Source organism: Streptomyces sp. NPDC007164, assembly GCF_040634135.1.
Classification (GTDB): domain Bacteria; phylum Actinomycetota; class Actinomycetes; order Streptomycetales; family Streptomycetaceae; genus Streptomyces; species Streptomyces sanglieri.
Map to the genome: position 1 here is coordinate 1 of NZ_JBEYFB010000090.1, position 14,291 is coordinate 14,291.

General features: G+C 67.3%; 14 protein-coding genes and 5 pseudogenes. 12 read left to right on the forward strand and 7 right to left on the reverse strand.

The window, feature by feature from the left end:
- Positions 1 to 455 precede the first annotated feature (455 nt).
- Complete coding sequence (locus tag ABZ622_RS40470; RefSeq protein WP_360552140.1) at positions 456 to 851, reverse strand: helix-turn-helix domain-containing protein; 396 nt, start codon at positions 849 to 851, stop codon at positions 456 to 458.
- Positions 852 to 952: 101 nt separating this feature from the next.
- Positions 953 to 1,867 (reverse strand): 2-dehydropantoate 2-reductase, encoded by a 915-nt coding sequence (locus tag ABZ622_RS40475; protein WP_360552162.1) that lies wholly within the window; start codon positions 1,865 to 1,867, stop codon positions 953 to 955.
- 259 nt (positions 1,868 to 2,126) lie between these two features.
- Between ABZ622_RS40475 and ABZ622_RS40480 the strand changes: the two are divergent.
- The 5 genes and pseudogenes from ABZ622_RS40480 to ABZ622_RS40500 form a co-directional block, all read left to right on the forward strand.
- Positions 2,127 to 2,501, forward strand: a pseudogene (locus ABZ622_RS40480) (transposase); the annotation flags it as partial.
- A 52-nt stretch (positions 2,502 to 2,553) separates the two neighbouring features.
- Positions 2,554 to 3,410 (forward strand): annotated as a pseudogene (locus ABZ622_RS40485) (ISAzo13 family transposase); the annotation flags it as partial.
- Positions 3,411 to 3,469: 59 nt separating this feature from the next.
- Positions 3,470 to 3,958 (forward strand): transposase domain-containing protein, encoded by a 489-nt coding sequence (locus tag ABZ622_RS40490; protein WP_360552142.1) that lies wholly within the window; start codon positions 3,470 to 3,472, stop codon positions 3,956 to 3,958.
- Positions 3,841 to 4,506, forward strand: coding sequence for a transposase (locus ABZ622_RS40495; protein ID WP_360552144.1), 666 nt, complete (start codon positions 3,841 to 3,843; stop codon positions 4,504 to 4,506). Before ABZ622_RS40490 ends, ABZ622_RS40495 begins: the two co-directional genes overlap by 118 nt.
- Positions 4,461 to 4,826 (forward strand): hypothetical protein, encoded by a 366-nt coding sequence (locus ABZ622_RS40500; RefSeq protein WP_360552165.1) that lies wholly within the window; start codon positions 4,461 to 4,463, stop codon positions 4,824 to 4,826. Before ABZ622_RS40495 ends, ABZ622_RS40500 begins: the two co-directional genes overlap by 46 nt.
- A 67-nt stretch (positions 4,827 to 4,893) precedes the next feature.
- Here the strand turns inward: ABZ622_RS40500 and ABZ622_RS40505 are convergent.
- Positions 4,894 to 5,249, reverse strand: a pseudogene (locus tag ABZ622_RS40505) (ISAzo13 family transposase); the annotation flags it as partial.
- A gap of 162 nt (positions 5,250 to 5,411) precedes the next feature.
- The gene (locus ABZ622_RS40510) at positions 5,412 to 6,452 is read right to left on the reverse strand and encodes a hypothetical protein (RefSeq protein WP_360552146.1); all 1,041 of its coding nucleotides are present in this window, start codon (positions 6,450 to 6,452) and stop codon (positions 5,412 to 5,414) included.
- Positions 6,453 to 7,106: 654 nt separating this feature from the next.
- Between ABZ622_RS40510 and ABZ622_RS40515 the strand changes: the two genes are divergently transcribed.
- Positions 7,107 to 7,409 (forward strand): plasmid stabilization protein, encoded by a 303-nt coding sequence (locus ABZ622_RS40515; RefSeq protein ID WP_360552164.1) that lies wholly within the window; start codon positions 7,107 to 7,109, stop codon positions 7,407 to 7,409.
- Between the two features lie 775 nt (positions 7,410 to 8,184).
- Positions 8,185 to 8,966: pseudogene (locus ABZ622_RS40520) on the forward strand (hypothetical protein); the annotation flags it as partial.
- 149 nt (positions 8,967 to 9,115) lie between these two features.
- On the opposite strand, the gene ABZ622_RS40525 reads toward ABZ622_RS40520, so the two are convergent.
- Positions 9,116 to 9,532: an ester cyclase gene (locus tag ABZ622_RS40525; RefSeq protein ID WP_360552148.1), complete on the reverse strand. Its 417-nt coding sequence runs from the start codon at positions 9,530 to 9,532 to the stop codon at positions 9,116 to 9,118.
- Between the two features lie 62 nt (positions 9,533 to 9,594).
- On the opposite strand from ABZ622_RS40525, the gene ABZ622_RS40530 reads away from it, so the two are divergent.
- A complete protein-coding gene (locus ABZ622_RS40530) occupies positions 9,595 to 10,257 on the forward strand; it encodes a TetR/AcrR family transcriptional regulator (RefSeq protein ID WP_360552150.1) in 663 nt (220 codons plus the stop codon).
- Positions 10,258 to 10,275: 18 nt separating this feature from the next.
- On the opposite strand, the pseudogene ABZ622_RS40535 reads toward ABZ622_RS40530, so the two are convergent.
- A pseudogene (locus ABZ622_RS40535) lies at positions 10,276 to 10,716 on the reverse strand (transposase).
- 79 nt (positions 10,717 to 10,795) lie between these two features.
- Positions 10,796 to 10,960 (reverse strand): hypothetical protein, encoded by a 165-nt coding sequence (locus tag ABZ622_RS40540; RefSeq protein WP_360552152.1) that lies wholly within the window; start codon positions 10,958 to 10,960, stop codon positions 10,796 to 10,798.
- A 373-nt stretch (positions 10,961 to 11,333) separates the two neighbouring features.
- Here ABZ622_RS40540 and ABZ622_RS40545 point away from each other — a divergent pair, with 373 nt between their 5' ends.
- The 4 genes from ABZ622_RS40545 to ABZ622_RS40560 all read left to right on the forward strand — a co-directional run.
- Positions 11,334 to 11,951, forward strand: a complete 618-nt coding sequence (locus tag ABZ622_RS40545; RefSeq protein WP_360552154.1) for a TetR/AcrR family transcriptional regulator — start codon at positions 11,334 to 11,336, stop codon at positions 11,949 to 11,951.
- Positions 11,952 to 12,040: 89 nt separating this feature from the next.
- Positions 12,041 to 12,835, forward strand: coding sequence for an SDR family oxidoreductase (locus ABZ622_RS40550; protein WP_360552156.1), 795 nt, complete (start codon positions 12,041 to 12,043; stop codon positions 12,833 to 12,835).
- A gap of 18 nt (positions 12,836 to 12,853) precedes the next feature.
- The gene (locus tag ABZ622_RS40555) at positions 12,854 to 13,483 is read left to right on the forward strand and encodes an IS3 family transposase (protein ID WP_360552158.1); all 630 of its coding nucleotides are present in this window, start codon (positions 12,854 to 12,856) and stop codon (positions 13,481 to 13,483) included.
- A gap of 193 nt (positions 13,484 to 13,676) precedes the next feature.
- The coding region (locus tag ABZ622_RS40560) for an IS4 family transposase (protein ID WP_360552160.1) at positions 13,677 to 14,291 on the forward strand (615 nt) is incomplete at its 3' end.

The following is a 14,291-nucleotide window of genomic DNA, read 5'->3' on the forward strand; positions in this document are numbered from 1 at the left end:
TGAACAGGCAACGGAGCTCCTTGCGGGACAAGCTGTCTTGGACGACTGCCTGTACCAACGAGCTCCATTGCTTCACGTCGAGACCCCGTCAACGCCCCTTGCGTGACCAGCAAAAACGCTAACTACCCGGCCTTGGGTCAAGGTCCCCCAGGGGTGGGCGGCATGGAACTGCTCAAGTGCTCGCATGATGCGGGGCAGCAATGTCGTCATGGCGTGAGTCCATCAGCCCCTCGGTCGCCTGCGAAACCACAGCCGAGAAAAATGTGAGCTGGCCGGGCGCGTGGCCTGGCACGGCCGTCAGCCGCCCGACCGGGATACCTGGCCGGGCGGCTGTCTAGACTGCTCGCCAGCACACATCGATGATCACGTGTTGCGACGATCCCTGGAATCCTCCTGCGGATGTCCGGGCTTTCGAGTGTGCCCAGGAGTTTGCGCGGTCTCCTCTCGCCCTGCATTCACCGCATATCGGCGTCAACCGTTGGTCGGCCCCGAGCTGAAGATCGAGGCCGTAGTGCACAGTGTGTCCCGCCCGGGGGCGTCTGCTCCAGGGTGCGGACCACCACCTCTTCCACCTGGGCGTCGGTGATGGTCCGCGGCACCCCGGGCCTGGGCTCGTCCGCGAGTCCGTCGAGGCGGTCGCGCAGGAGCCGGGACCGCCATCTGCCCACGGTCTTGCGCTCGATGCCCAACCGAGCAGCCACCGCGGTGTTATTCCATCCCTGCGCGCACGCCAGCACGATCTGCGCACGCTGGGCCAGACCCTGCGCTGTCGAGCGCCGTCTGGCCCAGCTCTGCAACGTCAACCGCTCAGCTTCCGACACCACCACCGGTGGCAGCCTGGTATCGCCCATATCCCCAGGACAGCGGGCATGGGCCAGCCCCGTCAGGCAAACCCCAAAATCTGAAACAGAACACGACTCATGAGGCGAGCCCAGAACTCAAAACCAGGTCACTAGTGGCCTGCGGCCTGCAGTTCCCGTACCAGGCGGGTCGTCACCGGCACGAGCACACCGTGCCGGTCGGCCGCGCGCAGCAGTGCTCCGCCGATGGCGTCGAGTTCCAGCGGCCGGCCTGCTTCCGCGTCGCGCTGCATAGAGGACTTGGCGTCTGCCGGGAAGGCGTCGTAGCGCGCCAGGGCCTGGGCTGGGTCCACCGGCGCGCCGCAGGCGCGGCTGACCGCGGCGGTTTCGGCGACCAGGCTCTCCAGTTCCTCGTGGTGGCGGGTTCGGACCTCTCCGAGGGGAGCGCCGTACCGGGTGGTAAGGAGGGCGAAGGGGGCGAGGAAGGCCATTTTTGCCCAGAGGGCTGCGGTCTCGCCCTCAGTCACGCGGGCCGTCACCCCCGCGGCGGACAGGGTGGCCGTGAGGGTTTCGACGTGGGGGCGCGGTGCCGTGCCAGCGGCCAGGTCGATCTCGACGAACGGGCTGCCGTGCTCGATGACGACGGGCCCGGTGCCGTCGGGGGCAAGGCGGGTGGACTCCACGCGGATCACTCCGGGGGCCACCCGGTCAGGCCGGTAGCGAGCGCGGAGGGCGCCGGGGTGTTCGACGCCGTTCAGCAACGGTACGAGAAGAGCGTCGCCGAGGGCCGTGGGCGGGACGCTGGCGAGTGCGGTATCCAGCGCGGTCTGCTTGACGGTGATCAGGCACGCGTCGACCGGCTCACGCAGTGCGGTGTCCGCTTCCACGGCTGCCGTGAAATCGCCGAACTGACGGCTACGGACCTCGATCCCGGTGGTGCGCAAGGTGTGTGCCGTGGCTTCGCGGGCCAGGCAGATGACGTGGTGGCCGGAGCGGGACAGCAGGGCGGCCAACAGGCCGCCGATGCCGCCCGGTCCCAAAATGGCCACCGTGGGCTTGCTCGTCATGAGTGTCATGAAGCTGTCCTCTCGTAGGTCGGCCCCGGTGATCGGTGGCCGCCTTCAAGACGATCTTTGCAGAGGTGTCCGTCACGCGTGCGGCTGGGGGTCGGACCAGAACGCGCAGACGCGGCGTGCACTCGATACGCGCCATAGCAGGAGAGCTTGATCCTCAACCGGACTACCCAATGATCACGACTCAATACGCGCCCTAGTACTGCAACGGTGTTTGCCGTGACGGGTAGGCAGGTCGATCGTTGGTGTTGTCATGGGTGGGGATCTTGCTGAGGTCAGGTCGTGGGCCGGTGAGTTGGGTGCGGTGCAAGGGCGGTTTCTTCACCGATTCGGCAGATCGGAGCCTCGTGAGTCAGCTCTTGCCTATATGCGGGGACTCGTAGCCCCGTTGCAGCGGAAGAACGGCTGGATGCTGGCCGAAGAAGCCGGCCACGCAGGTCCGGACCGCATCCACCGGCTGTTGAACCGGATCGAGTGGGACGCCGACGAGGTTCTGGACGATGTGCGTGACTACGTGGTCGAGCATCTCGGCGATCCTGGTGCGGTGCTGATCGTGGACGACACCGGCTTCCTGAAGAAGGGCACCGGTTCGGCCGGGGTGCAACGGCAGCACTCCGGCACCGCGGGGGCCTGTATTTCAATTACTGCTTGGTGCACGGGTGTTGGCGGGATAATGAGGTGTGTCTGCGTGTATGGCCGCTCGGGCTTCAGTTGTGGCTCTGAGGGCGAAGTTCAATCAGCTCCTTCCCCATCTCGATGAACGGCGCCGCCGGATCTACCTGGCCAGCGAGGCCGCCGCGCTTGGCCACGGCGGGATCACGCTTGTGGCGGCCGCTTCTGGCGCCAGTGCGGCCACCATCGCACGCGGGATCGCCGAGCTGTCCGGGCGCCCTTTGCCGACGGGGCGGATCCGGGCCCCAGGAGCCGGCCGTAAGCCGGTGACGGTCACCGACCCCGGTCTGCTGCCCGCGCTTGAAGCTCTGATCGAGCCGCACACCCGGGGTGATCCAGTCTCGCCGTTGCGCTGGACCACGCTCTCACTGCGGTCCCTGGCCTCGGCGCTGACCACTCAGGGCCACCCAGTCAGCGCTGCGACCGTTGGGCGCCTGCTGCATGCCCTGGGATACAGCCTGCAGGGCACCGCCAAGACCACGGAAGGCGCCAGTCATCCGGACCGGGATGCCCAGTTCACGCACATCAACGCCACCGCTGCGGCCTTCCTCGAAGACAACCAGCCAGTGATCAGCGTCGACACCAAGGCCAAGGAGTGGATTGGCAACCGCGACCGCCCCGGACGCATCTGGCGGCCGGGCAAGAACCCCATCCGTGTGGACTGCCACACGTTCACGACCAATCCATCCGCCGCTGGTGGCAGCAGCGCGGACGGGACGACCACCCGGACGCCGGCCGGCTGCTGATCACCGCCGACTGCGGTGGTTCCAACGACCCCCGCCGCTGGACATGGAAGAAGCACCTCGCCGCCTTCGCTCTGGAAAGCGGACTCGAGATCACGGTCTGCCACTTCCCACCCGGAACACAATGCCGTTGTTTGAATGTTCATTGAGCTGGTGGTGACGGACTGAGCGTCGCGCCATTATGCGGGTTGTGCATCCGTGGAGCGGGTTATCTGAGCGAGTACGGCTGGGCTTGATCACGCAGTGGGTGACGCCCGAGCTGGTGGGCGAGGTCCTGTCGGAGTGTCGCAAACGGGACCGTCGGCCGGGAGCGTTGCCGGCCGGGTTCATGGTCTACTCCACACTCGCGCTTGTGCTCTTCCACCAGGACTCCTACGACGATGTGGCAGAACAACTGGAGTGTGAGATAGAGGAGTTGAGTGAGTGCATCCCGCACAAGGCGTCTTTCACTCGGGCTCGGGAGCGCCTGGGACCGGAGGTTGTTGAGCGGATCTTCCACCACCTGGCCGGCCCGCTGGCCCCTGCGGGGTTGGCCGGTTCCTTCTACCGGGGATGTGTCTCTCTGCGGTCGACGGGTTTCTGCTGGACGTGCCGGACAATGAGGCCAACCGACGCGCCTTCGGCGGCCCGAAGGACTCCAGCGGGAAACCGGGCGGGTTTCCGCAGGTGAGAGTCGTGACGCTGACCGAGACCGGCACGCATTCTTCCATCGACGCCAGGGTGGGCGGCTATAACAGTGGTGAACGCGACCCAGCCGTGGCAATGGCTGCCTCGGCCTCCGGGATGCTCGTGCTCATGGACCGGGGGTTCCCCGGAGTGGAGTTGTGGAAGGCGTATATCGGCGCCGGTGCCCACCTCCTGCTGCGGGCCCGCTCGTGTGTGGCACGCCGCCCAGTACGACACCTGCCCGACGGCACCTACCTGGCGCGCATGAACCTCGCGGGGCAGAAGGGCGCCCATCCGGGCGGTGTGCTGGTGCGCGTGATCGAGTACCGCGTCGACGGGGGCGGAGTAATCCGGCTGCTGACCGACCTCTTTGACCATGACACCTACCCGGCAGGGGAGTTAGCGGTGCTGTATCACGAAAGGTGGGAGGTGGAATCGGCCTATCGGCAGATCAAGACCTTCCAGCGGGGTCGGCAGGAAGTTCTGCGATCACCGACCCGCAGCTGGTGCGCCAGGAAGTGTGGGCGCATCTGGTCGTGCACCACTGCCTGACCGGCATCATCATGCAACTCGCCGACAGCAACGGCATCGACCCGGACCGCATCTCGTTCGTCAAGGTCCTCAAGCACACCCGACGCAGCGTGGTCCGCCGGCTCGCCGACACCCCGCCGAAGATCCGCAGGTTCCTGACCGTACTGGCAGCGAAGGTCCGCCGGAAACTCGACAGCGGCACCCGCCGACGGCGAGAGGCAGACCGCTTCCTCAAAAGGCCCAACTCGCTGTACTCCTACCGGCCGAAGGGCAAACCAAAAGCCCCACCACGCCGCGTACCCGCCAGGACCATCGCGCTGCAGGCGACGATAGTTCAGTAGTCAAACAACGGCATTGTGTGCCCGGCGCCAGGTGGCACACGGTGATCCAGTCTCGGCGGCCAGGGGCGGCCAGTTCCGCTTTCCAGGCGCGGGGGCAGTAGTCGTTGGAGCCGCCCGCATCCGCAGCAATCAGCAGTCGACGGGCGTGCGGGTAACCACCCTGGCCACGCGAGTTCCACCAGCGACGGATCGAGACGACCGCGAAGGCGGCGGTGCCGTGGTCGGTGCCGACGTTGACCCAGCCGGTGCCGGCTGCGATGTCGTAGATCCCGTACGGAATTGCTTTGCCAGGACCTTGCCGGTCCAGGAATCAGGCGTCTTGACCTGCACGGGCTGACCGACCGGGTGCCACTCCCGCCCAGCGTTTTCGTAGTCGCCGACCAATTCCTCCTTCTTGGTCTCCACGCTGACGACCGGGTCCCCGACGTCGATGGCGGCACCAGCCCGGTCCGCCCAACGCTCCGTACCGGCTGGGGCCCACGGCTCCCGACCCCTGTTGGAGAACGGGCGGCACAAGCACGATGCCATCAAACGGATGGACTTCGCCGGCTGCGAGATGCGGCGACCACCGAGTTCTCTTTCGGATCATCCGGCACCACCGATGAAACGTACTTCCGGATACCGGAGTGACGGCCCTTCGAGGATCGGGGCGCGACTTCCGCGCAGGTGAAGGTCGAAGTAGGCGAGCAGGAAGTGCCGCTGGACGTCGACACCGCGCGTCCCGTCGAGCGGCCCTATGAACTCGGCCAACTGCTCGTCGGTCGCTCCGAGCCGCGAGGCGGCCTGCGGCATGAATGTCTCATAGTCCGTGTACGAGAAGTGCCGGGTACCGGTCAGCCGGAGATGGCGACGCCATCCTCGCAGTCGGGGCCAGATCTCCGGCCAGCTCGGCTTGTTGTCCGCATCCTCGCTCATCAGGAGGAACGGCCTGCGCAGCCCCTTGGCCACCACAGGACCGAAGAGACTGCCATCGAGGTTTGCGCCTGCCGTGATCGGCACCCCTGCCGCCATCGCCGAGGCCGCGGTCGCACCGCCCAGGGAGTGGCCGAACATGCCGGTCCTGGAAAGGTCGAGGATGTCGCCGAGTCCGTGCGGGAACGGTCCCCGGCGGCCCCGTACGAACCGCGACAACTCCTCCAGCACGAAACGGGTGTCGGCCACCCGCACGTCGACAGCCTTGAGGATCGTCGGGTCGTCGTCCTCCCCCGTGAGAGGTGGCATCGCATACTTCTCGACCCGGCCACCGGGGAACTCGACCTGCCCGGCGTCATACGTGTGGTCGATCGTGACCACGACGTAGCCGTGGCTGACGAGTTCCTCGACCAGCGCCGTGCTGGAACCGCGGTGCTGTCCGTGCCCATGGGAGTAGAGGATCACGGGACGTCGGCCCCCGCTCCTGTCCGCCGTTGCGCCGATACGTGCGTGCGTATCCGGCAGCGTGACGTACTCGGGGAGGAGATACCCCGTCTGCTGGAAGACCGCGGCAGCCTGTCCGGCCATCCACGGCGCCCTGGGCAGGCCGGCTGGTGAGCGTGCGGGGTACCAGAGCTGAACCATCAGCTCCCGTACCGGCCGTGAAGCGACCCAGGGGTCCCGGCGGCCGAGGTCGCTGAGATGCAGCGCCACGGTGCCAAGCGCATGGGGGCCGCTCGGTCGCGGAAGAACGAGTTGCACGGGCGGCTGGACATCACCCGGCATCCAGCGGGGCGACGATGCGACGGCAGGGGTGCCGGGGGCGGCGGTCACAGCAAGTCCCGCAGCGAACGCCGATCCCATGGTGACCATACGTCTCCTGCTGATTCCAGTGATCCTGCGGGTGCTGCTCGGTGAGGATGAATCTGGACGCGGCATGGCGATCTCCTTCGCGGGTCGTACGCGCGGTGCCCAGGCACGTGGATGCTTACCGAAAGGCTATGAACCTCGATGTCGACGAACTGCTGCGATTCCTCATCGTTTTCACTGACATTCCTCATCGTTTTCACTGACATTTGTCACTCGGCCGGCGTCGCACGCAGAAGGTCTTCGGTCCAGTGGGCCACCACTGAGCGTTTTCAGCGTGCCTCCTGATCGGGTGACGCGGGCGGTAGGTGCAACGCGCAGGGTTCCCGTGCTGTTGAGGGAGGTGTTCGACGTCTCAACTCAACAGCCCAGGAGCCCTGTTGGTTTCCCTAGCGGGCTCGGGAACCTCTCCGCTGTTCATGGCGGCGAAGTCGGCGTGGGCCTGTTCGACGGCTTCGGGGTACGCCCCTCCCCAGTTCTGGCCAGAGGGGCTCCGCCGCCATCGCGCAACGGCAGTACGAGCACATCAAGGAGAGTGCCCAGAAGCGCGGTGCCTCCGAGGGCCGCGCGAAGGAACTTGCCGCGCGCACGGTCAACAAGGAGCGGGCCCGCTTAGGAGAGGCAAGAACGGCGAGCAGGACCTCCCTGCGCGATCCGAAATCCGCCTCACAGCGTAACGGTGAACGGTCCCATCGCGGAGCGCAGGGGCCCACGAAGGACCAGCTCTACGAAGAGACGAAGAAGAACATCGAGGGCCGTTCAACGATGAACAAAGAGGAGCTGCGCGAGACGCTCGGCCGCTGACGGCCCGTCGCGCGGGGAGACGAAACCCGATGTGCGGGATCCGTACAGCAGGCTCCGGTGCGGGCAAGGTTTCTCCCGCGTCTTCGTAGGCGCCAATCTCCAGGTCTGCGGCCCGGACCTTTCCGGGTGCTGTTCCTTACGCGTACCTGCCCGGCGAGGTTCTGCGGTCGGTCCGGGACGGCTCTGATCGCACAGTGTCATTCGCCTCGGCCGGTGATGAAGTCTCGGGCGCGATCGACCAGCCCCAGCCCAGGGGAAAGGATCTTGCTGACCAGCGGGGAACTCGGAGCGCCGGGGCGGGGGCGAGTCGGAGCAGCCTCCTTCGCGAGACGGACCTCCTGCCCCAGGAGATCCAGAAGCTCTGGCCCACAAGCCGCACGGAGCTGAACGAACAGATTCCTCTCCTCGTCCTCGATCGCCGCTTGGAATGCTCCCTCTCGTGCCCGTACCGGGCTGCGGCGTCAAGACATGTCTTCCCATGTTCCGTACAAGAGCAGCAGACACGTCGTTCATCTGCTCGAAGAGGTCATCGAACTCGGCGGCGGTCGGCTCGCCCCAGCCCGGCGAGGGGAGGGGCCGTTACAGGCGACGCCTCCATGCCGCGTGGCTGCCTATCACGTCGCGAATCGAGCTCTCGTGGACCGCGGGGCGAGTCCCGTCGAGCAGGGCCTCACGTGTGCCTGCCCGCGTAACAAGCACCAGCAAAGAGGTGAGGATGGAGGGTACGGGGCGCACCCGTTGCCCACGTGCTCCTCCAGGATGAGGAGGTCGGATCGTGTTCTTCACGGATCGCCGTGATACCGGCCGACAACTGGCCGCCCGGCTGGCCCACCTCAAGGGTCTGAGGTGGTGGTACTCGGCCTCCCCCGTGGAGAGGTTCCGGTCGCCGCGGAGGTCGCCGAGGCGATGGGCGCACCGCTGGATTTCTGCCTGGTGCGGAAGCTGGGCGTGCCCTTCCAGCCGGAGCTGGGAATGGGAATGGGAGCGATCATCGAGGGCGGGGAACGCGTGATCAACGATGATGTGGTCCGCACAGCACACATCACCCCGGATGAGCCGGCTGAGATTGAGGCCCGTGAGCGGGAGGTGCTGGAGAGCCGTGCCCGGCGGTTCCGGAGCGGGCGGGAACCGATCGGGCTGGAAGGCCGTACGGTGCCGATGATCGATGACGGGGCGGCCACGGGGTCCACGGCGCGCGGCCTGCCGGGTCGCCGTGCCCGCGGGGCTGCACGGATCGTGCTCGCCGACCCCGTGGCACTTCACGACTGGACCGCACGGCTCGGCGAGGAGGCGGACGAGCCGATATGCCTGCCCACCACGCGGGACTTCCGCGTGGTGGGCAGCCGCCGAGCCACATGCGCGGATCACCGCGGTCGTCTCGCGGGGCGGCAAGCCCGACCTGGCGAGGCCACGACGGCCGTCGGTGACGGCGCCAACACTACTGATCTGCGAGAACCGCCTCGTGGTCGTCCCCGGCGCCACCCACCTCTTCGAGAAACCGGCGCCCTGGAGAAGGTCACCGATGTAGCCCGTGACTGGTTCACCGACTACGTGCCCCCCGTACAGCGGACTGAGACTGAACGCGTGCTCAGGTCACAGGCGCTGCACAGCCAGGGCAAGGGGCATGTGCGGCCCAGGTGCGGTCAGTCGGTGCAGCAGCGGCAGACAAGGCCGTGCCCGGGGCAGCGTCGTGGCTCGCCGGTCGATCAGTCGTGGGACGCGGAGTGGTGCGTGAGTTGGCCGACCACGGTCGCACTGTCCGCGAAAAGCCGCTCCTCGACTACGTAGCCCTCCGAATCGAAGGTGATGACGGCCGCCATCTCAATGACGATCGAGTTGCCGGTGGCCGCGAACGCCCCGTACTCGCCGTCGTGTGTGCCTTCGAAGCGGACCAGCATCGAGCCGGTGAGGCCGTCCTGGCCCAGCGGACGGATGCTCGCCCTCAGGTCACTGAAGCCCGCGAAGAGCGCCGACTCGCGGGCAGCGAGCGCATCGATCCCCTCCTGGGGACCGGTCAGGGGCGAGTCGTACCGGGCCGGTTCACGCCAGAGAGCGGTCACTGCCTCGATGCTGTGGTGATTGACAGCGGCCTCGGCCGCGCGAGCGAAGTCATCGATGAACATCGCCAAGCCTCCTTAATTAAACCTGCGTGCTGGTCTATTTAATTACCAGTATCATGCTGACCATGGCAAGCGCGATCAGGAACAGTGCCCCTGCGAGGCGAGTCGGCCGCCCGCCGGGACCCACCGCCCATGGAGCCGCCTCCCGCGACCGCATCCTGGAGGCAGCCGCCGGAGTGTTCGCGAAACTCGGCTACGACCGTGCCCGGATGGCGGACGTCGTCATGGAGAGTGGACTCACCAAGGGCTCGGTCTACTTCCACTTCGAGAACAAGGAAGCGCTCGCGATCGCGGTTCTGTCCGCAAAGCACGCACAGTGGCTCGACCGCGTCCGCACGAGACTGGCCGCGACACCGGAAGGGGTCGATCGGCTCGAAGCGCTGCTCCCGACGATGCTCGACCTGCACCGCGATGACCCGGACGCCTGGGTCATCGCCCGGTTGATCCAGGACCTGGCGGACGTTCCCGAAACCCGCCCGCTCGCAGCCCGGCTGACCCGGACCTGGATCGACGACGTCGCCGACCTGATCCGCTGCGCCCAGCGCGCGGCGGACGCAACGGTCGGGATCGACCCGACCCTGCTCGCCACCGTTCTCGTCGGCGCCTTCGACGGCCTGAAAAACACCGTCGACATCCTGAACGCCGGTGCCGACGAGGCGAACGCCCAGCTCGCCGCTGGCGGCGAGGTATTGCTGACGATGCTGCGGTCCGTCCTGGGGCGGGCGTAGCCCGCTCTCATCACTGGCTCATTCCTCAGGCAGGAACAGCCCCCACTCCAACGGGCACCGCGTGCACGCTGACCGCGGCCTGGCAGTTCGCCCGCTTGCCCACGCCCCGCAGTACTGCCGGGCCACCCCCACCGACTCCGTGCCGCACTTGGGGAACGACACGTCATCGACCACCCCACACCTCAGGCACGGTCACTTCACACAGCCGCTCGGCGCTCCGCTGTCGCACCGGCAGCGGATCCCCCGGCGACTGATTCACGAACTGCGCAGGGCCTGCATGTTTCCGTCCGGCAGCCGCTCGGCCACCGGCTGGATCGACTTCCGACGCCCGTCCAGCATCGGACCCCGCAGACAACACCCGCCCCACCACCGCTGGTCCCGCCTCGGAATCAAGGCGAACACATCGGCAACGAACTCCGACATCTCACCCCGGAGCCGTTCCACCTCGCCAAGCCTCATGACCCGGTGATGCCCACCACCAGGCGAGATCACCCGACGTAACGAAGCACTACTAGGCTATTTCGTTCGGATCATCTGATCAGAGGTGGCAGTTTCCCCCGACGCGTAGGCATGGGATCCGCACCTGCTCCGGCACTCGGGCCGCAACGAGCAGGATGTGGAAGGCGGCCTTGTCCTCGATCCGCGCGGGGTTGCCGTCGATCGCCGGCGGCGCGGGCAGCAGTTCGGCAGCCTCGCCGGCCACAACCCTGATCCAGCCGTGCCGCTTTTCGGCCCCTCGGACACGGCCCTGGACGGCCAGGACCGCATGGGGACCGGCGTGTTCCCACCGGGCCAGCAGCCGATCGCTCGCGCCGGCCGCGTCAGGGTGCGCAGCCGGAGCTCGGCGTACAGGGAGCGCATGGACGAGCGAACCGATCGGCTGAGACCAGCGGGCGGCCCGCCAGGGCCTCGTCCAGGGCGGTCCGGGTCGCCTCCACGATTCCCGGATCGGGCGCCGACATCCGGCCGATCAAGCCACGCACTCCAGTTCGCCGCTCGCCGCGGCCGGGGTCCTCCGGGCAATGCGGCTCTTGATCAATTTGAAAAACCGACTCGAAGGTATTTAGTATCGGGGCATGGGAAGGCCAGTGGACCAACTGACACCGAAGGGCGCTGCGACGCGCCGGGAGATTCTGCGCGCCGCCGCCCGTGTCTTCGATGCCAAGGGGTACGCCCTGGCCCGGATGGACGACGTGGTGAGCGAGACGGGTCTCACCAAGGGCGCCGTGTACTTCCACTTCAAGAGCAAGGCCGCCCTGGCCCATGCGGTCGTCGACGATCAGAAGCAAGGGATGCTTGCGCATGTACGCAGGCAGCTCGAGGGGCTCGGAGGGCCGGCCGCGCAGGTACGCGGACTCGTCCCCGTCCTCGTGGACCTCGTCATCGCCGAACCCGCGGGATGGTCCGTCGTGCGGCTCGATCGTGAGCTCACCACCGAGTCACCGCAGGAACACGCCCAAGTGTCCGTTCTCGCGGAGTGGGTCGGCCTGGTCGAAGAACTCCTCCTCGCCGGCGCCCGCGCGGGCGACCTGCACTTCTCGGCCGACGCCCACACACTGGCGACCGTATTCGTAGGTGCGTTCGACGGGCTGAAGGGCGTCCTTGAGGCCACGGGGCGCGCCAATCCCGAAGAGCTGCGCCGTGCGGCGGGCGTTCTCACCGAAGTCATTGAGGCGACCATCGAAGCTCACTGAACGCGGGCAGTCCGGACATCACGCCCGTCGGTTACGTCCGGCCTTTTCATCACCAAGAAAAAAACCTTCAAGTAGGTATGGAGACAGATATGAACTACTCGGACACTCTCACCTCCCAGCTGGCCGTCGTCACCGGCGCTTCGTCAGGGATCGGCGCCGAGTTCGCCCGCCAGCTGGCTGCCCGCGGTGTGGACCTGGTCCTCGTCGCCCGTTCGAAGGACAAGCTGGAGGAACTCGCCTCGGCCCTGCGGACCAAGCACGGCGTGACCGTCAGACCCATCGCCCTCGACCTCTCCCGACCCGACTCCTCCGAGATCCTCGCGCGCACGCTCGACGAGCAGGACATCGCCGTGGACATCCTCATCAACAACGCCGGCTTCGCTTCCCACGGCGACCTCGCCGAGGCCGACCCCGGCCACATGGCCTCCCAGGTGCAGCTCAACGTCGGCACGCTCGTCGGCAACACCACCCGCCTCCTGCCCGGCATGATCAAGCGCGGGCGCGGCACCGTCATCAACGTCGCCAGCACGGCCGGATTCCAGGCGGTACCGCATATGGCGGTCTACTCCGCGACGAAGGCATTCGTCCTGTCCTTCACACGTTCCCTCTGGGGCGAGACCCGCGGCACCGGTGTGACCGTCCTCGGGATCTGCCCGGGCGCCACCGACACCCCGTTCTTCGACGTGGCCGGTGACAACGCGTCGGTCGGCGCCCGGCGCACACCGCAGCAGGTCGTCGCCACAGCACTCACGGCACTCGGCGGACGCAAGGCGACCGTCGTCGACGGCGCCGGCAACGCCCTGGTATCACGCGTCGTCAGCCGCCTGGTACCCGAGCGCCCCCTGATCCGCATCGCCGAACGCAGCGTACGCCCGAGCGCGTAACGGGCCCGCCGGCGAGCCGTGAACGCGCCCCACCTCACCGCGCTCGTCCGCACCCGCCGTCGGCGGCCCAAGTCTGCCCGGTGCCTGTGCGGTGAACGGACCATTGGGCACATACATCGCATCCATGCGGCCTCGGGCAAGACCTACGGAGCCCGGCGGACCCACCGCCAGTTGCGACGCAAGGACCTTGCCGCAGCCCGGCGCGCCATCGAGCGGCTGATGCGCGAGGACGGCCCGGAAGGTGTGGTCCACGGACAGCGGCACCGCACCACCATTCCTGAGCCGTCCGACCCAGGCCGCCGGGCCCGGTCCACCGACGCTTCACCGCCCACTGTCGCAATCAGCTGTGGGTCGCCGACCTCGCCTATATCCGCACGTGGTCGGGCTGGGGCTACATCGTCTTCGTCCCGGACGTGTATTCACGGTGATCGTCGGGCGGCAGCTCGCCACCCACGTGCGCACCGATCTCCCCTTGGACGCCCTGGAGATGACGTTCTGTCGGCGTGGAATCAAGAAGGGCTTGGGTCTGATTCATCACAGCGACCGCGGCTCACAACCCGGACTCAATCCGCTACAGCGATCGGTTGCCGAAGGCCGGCGCGACCGCGTCCGTCGGCTCCATCACGGGCAGCTACGAAAGCAACTTGACGAACTATAGGAGCGTCAATGCCACGGCCGAGGCCCTCAACGGCTCGTTCAAGGCTGAGCTGATCGAGCACCAAGGACCCTAGATGGAATACCGGTGACTTTGGTAGTGCTGGCTCGTTGAGTTGGTGTACCAAGTCCTGGACAGTTGAAGGTAGTTGAGGGCGATCGGTTTTCGGATCGCATCGCCCTTGGAGTGCTCACGCGTGCGTTTCCGCCGGAGCTGGTGGACGAGGTGGTGGCGGAGTGCGGACGCACCGAGGAACGTCAGCGTCTGCTTCCCGCTCGGGTGGTGATGTATTTCGTGCTGGCGATGCGCCTGTTCTCGGGGCAGGGGTATGAGGAGGTCGGACGGCTCCTCACCCAGGGCCTGGACCGCGAACGCCGCTGGTCGAAGACGTGGCGGGTGCCCACCAGCGGGGCGATCGGACGGGCCCGGTTGCGGCTGGGGGCGGAACCGATGAAGGCGCTGTTCGCCAGGGTCTGTCGGCCCGTGGCGCTCCCGGCGACGACGGGAGCGTGGTTTCGGGGTCTGCGGTTGGTGTCGGTGGACGGGACGACCTTCGACCTTCCCGATACGCAGGCCAACGCCGCCTTCTTCGGAGGGCCGGGAACGGGGCGTGGCCAGGGCGGGAGCGCGTATCCGCAGGCCAGGGCCGTGGCCCTGGTCGAGTGCGGCACCCACGCGGTGTTCGCCGCCGACGTCGCGCCACTGGCGGTGCATGAGACGGCCCTGGCCCGCCGCCTGTTCCCCTCGCTGACCAGAGGAATGCTGCTCCTGGCGGATCGGGGCTTCCTCGGCTTCGATCTG

Coding starts and splice junctions, on each gene's coding strand:
- ABZ622_RS40470 (WP_360552140.1), bottom strand. CDS start 851: ATGGGCGATACCAGGCTGCCACCGGTGGTGGTGTCGGAAGCTGAGCGG.
- ABZ622_RS40475 (WP_360552162.1), bottom strand. CDS start 1,867: ATGACGAGCAAGCCCACGGTGGCCATTTTGGGACCGGGCGGCATCGGC.
- ABZ622_RS40490 (WP_360552142.1), top strand. CDS start 3,470: ATGCGGGTTGTGCATCCGTGGAGCGGGTTATCTGAGCGAGTACGGCTG.
- ABZ622_RS40495 (WP_360552144.1), top strand. CDS start 3,841: ATGTGTCTCTCTGCGGTCGACGGGTTTCTGCTGGACGTGCCGGACAAT.
- ABZ622_RS40525 (WP_360552148.1), bottom strand. CDS start 9,532: ATGTTCATCGATGACTTCGCTCGCGCGGCCGAGGCCGCTGTCAATCAC.
- ABZ622_RS40530 (WP_360552150.1), top strand. CDS start 9,595: ATGGCAAGCGCGATCAGGAACAGTGCCCCTGCGAGGCGAGTCGGCCGC.
- ABZ622_RS40545 (WP_360552154.1), top strand. CDS start 11,334: ATGGGAAGGCCAGTGGACCAACTGACACCGAAGGGCGCTGCGACGCGC.
- ABZ622_RS40550 (WP_360552156.1), top strand. CDS start 12,041: ATGAACTACTCGGACACTCTCACCTCCCAGCTGGCCGTCGTCACCGGC.